Source organism: Bradyrhizobium sp. 33ap4 (assembly GCF_032654765.1).
Classification (GTDB): Bacteria; Pseudomonadota; Alphaproteobacteria; order Rhizobiales; family Xanthobacteraceae; genus Bradyrhizobium; species Bradyrhizobium australafricanum.
Genome location: NZ_JAUMTJ010000155.1, coordinates 1 through 2,311 on the forward strand (window position 1 = coordinate 1; position 2,311 = coordinate 2,311).

Sequence of the window (2,311 nt, forward strand, 5' to 3'; positions counted from 1 at the left end):
GCGTCTGCGGTTGACCAGATGGCGCATTCCTTCTCCCATCTGCGTTCTCGTTCTGCGACCTTAGGGCCGACAGATGCATTTTGCCGTTCACAGGACTATTATCGGGCTCCTCAAGCTTAAATCGGCTTGACCCCGCATCCTGAACTAAGATTCGAGGTCCGCCACAGGCGGCTCACGAAGCCGGAGAGAATTAACAAGCCTATGTGCCAGGAACTGCCGCTCCCGAGGCGATCAGCGGAGATGTGCCGGCGCTCGGGGGGTGGAGGAGTTCCTGCAGATCTCATGGCGAAGATAGGATTTTTAAGCAGCAACGGATGGGCCGGCCAGCCACAGGTGCCGCTCCTCAATCCAGACCGCGGCGAATGCAAAGGCCGCACACCATGCGAGTGACACGCAAACGCCATGTAGGTCTGGCGCGCCGCAGGGCCGCTCGATAGTGATGTCTGCCAATGGCCAGCGGCGCCGGTCCGCTCGCGTCTGCGTAGGGAACGAATCTATTCTATGTGCTCCGCGTCCATCTGCCCGCATGAGGGTGGAACCTCTTTTCCAGGACCTACCGGCGCCGCGCGACGGCTCAGATTTTATAATCAGGCTCCGCTTATCCATGTTCCGCTTGAGCGTGTCGAAGTGCAGCTGGTATGGCTTGCGCCTACCGTAGGTCTCGCCCGTGCGTAGCCGGCCCAGGCGGCCTCAGTTGCGCTCTCCGGTAAGGGTAAGATTTTGAGCGGCCGACCGGTCCACATTGCATAGAACTGCACCTACGCCGCTCCCTGGGTGTAGTAGAGCAGGTCGTAAGCCGTTGCAATTGAACTGGCAGCGATGCCAACGCCGTGGTTTCCCATCATCAGCAACTCCTTCTCGCCGAACAGCGCCGCGAATCCATCGCCGGATTTGATTGGCGAGCGGCCTGGCCGACAAGTTGGATATGTCGGACTCTTTGAAGGGAGCCAGCAATCGAGACTACTTGTGAAAATCGAAGCCTCCCGGAAGCCTACCGAAAGCTTGACACTTTTCCTGGCAGCGGCGTCGTCATGTACTCGAAGGAAGCGCTAGACTTGCGTTAACTAGCATTGTCATTGGAGCCTTGCTCCTATCGTAATGAGCTGCGCCTTAGCTTGTTCGGCGAGTTACTTACTGACGGTACAGCATTAATAATAGATCGAAGCCTACCTACTCTGGTGAGCAGAACGGGAGTTCGATTTTAAGGAAGGCGGCGCTTGCACGAGCCAACATTCAACGGCGGCAAAGCGCAATCGAGGGGCGCGGGGATTGATTAGCGCGTGTGGGATGCCGACGACGCGCGACAAAGAACCAGCATGATGCGGCCTCCGTCAAGAGGTCATGTTCGACGCCCGTAAAGTCGCGACTTCACCTCGTCACAATAAAGGCCCGGCCGTGGTGGCTCCTTACGGCGCCGACGAAAGCATCGGCAATTCGCTCCATGATGATGGTACAGGAATTGTACTTCTGTAGCCGGTTCAAGGTGTTGGGCGAGGATCGCTCGATAAGCTCTAATTGCCTCGCACGCCAGGCGCTCCTTTCCACTTAGTCTTCAAAGCGCAGTCAGGTCGTACGACCTTAGCTTGCTTAGTGCTTCCACCAGAAATTTCTTGAATATTTCCAGGCCATGATCCAGTGTCTCAAGGTCGATCGTGAGCGCAGGCAAGCATTTTACGATCTGATCAAGACGCCCGCATCGTTCAATCGATCCTTTCTCAAAAGCCTTCTGTGCCGTCCTCTTGCGACCTCTTCCATTTTTTAAGCAAATCGCGCCACCATGCCCCCGCACTCGAACAGCAGCAAAACTGTTTACGTGCCGGGACACAATGGCCTCAAGTCGGAACCGCATAAGATGCCCGGCTCGTCGCAGGCGGTATAGGACGCCCGGAGGGCACGAACGGAGCTATTTTGTGCGTCCGGCCGTATTCATCGGCGTGAACAACAAGATGACGATCGCGCCATAGGAGCTCTTCGGTCTTGTGCTGGCGATCATTCCCTTCGACACTGAAGAGCAAGCGATCAAGATCGCAAACGACACGCCCTATGGACTTCGAACTATATCCAATCGACCGACGGCGAGAGACGCAACCGGGTCGCCTCGCACCCGCGTTCCGGCATGCTCGAGATGAACGGCACTCCGCAAGGCGCCGACTCACCCCTCGGCGGCGTCAAAGCATCGGAGCCCTCCCGTAAAGGTGGAGTCTAGGGCATCGAACAATTCCTCGAAGCCAAGGCGCGATCATCTCGGCAACCATTCAGCGCGGGAAGCGCCGAAAGGTTCGGGGCCGCGTTCCCAGTATGCCGGGGTTTC

1 pseudogene is annotated in these 2,311 nt (G+C 57.3%); it reads left to right on the forward strand.

Annotation, left to right across the window (positions count from 1 at the left end):
* Window positions 1-1,854: 1,854 nt before the first annotated feature.
* Window positions 1,855-2,206 (forward strand): annotated as a pseudogene (locus Q2M23_RS43420) (aldehyde dehydrogenase family protein); the annotation flags it as partial.
* Window positions 2,207-2,311 lie beyond the last annotated feature (105 nt).